1 pseudogene is annotated in these 469 nt (G+C 40.7%); it reads left to right on the top strand.

Going from position 1 to position 469, the window contains the following annotated elements:
• Positions 1–30: 30 nt before the first annotated feature.
• Positions 31–469, top strand: a pseudogene (locus A3761_RS00415) (hypothetical protein); the annotation flags it as partial.

Raw genomic sequence — 469 nt, 5'->3', positions numbered from 1 at the left:
CTGTTCTTACCAGGCCCCGAGGGTCAGTTAATGCAGGCGATACCTATTATAGTTATTTGTATTCTAGTGTTTTCGCTCTTGGAATCGATCTTTATTCTACCTGCGCACTTATCCCGTAAGGCATCAACATCAAGCGACGAAAAGAAAGACAGTCTGTTAAGTAAAATACAAAAGCAATTCAGCCAACACCTCGATAAATTAAACCAAGGTTTATATCAACCTTTATTAGTGATGGCTCTAAAACATAAAGAACTGGTTATCGTTAGTTTTAGCTTAATGTTTATCATCTTTATGGTCTTACTATCGACTGGTTGGATGAGAGTGGCGTTGGGCGTCGCGATTGATGCAGAGGTTGTTAATGCCTCAGTTGCTTTTCCGGAGGGCGCTTCACGCAAAAAAACTGAAGCTGCAGTGAATAAAATGTTGAAGGCAGCGGAAGATTTGCGTATTGAGCTAAACGAGTCTTCTT

The sequence above is a fragment of the Oleiphilus sp. HI0123 genome (genome assembly GCF_001635315.1).
The sequence above is the reverse complement of the archived record's forward strand: the minus strand, read 5'-3'. Positions and strand labels throughout refer to the sequence as shown.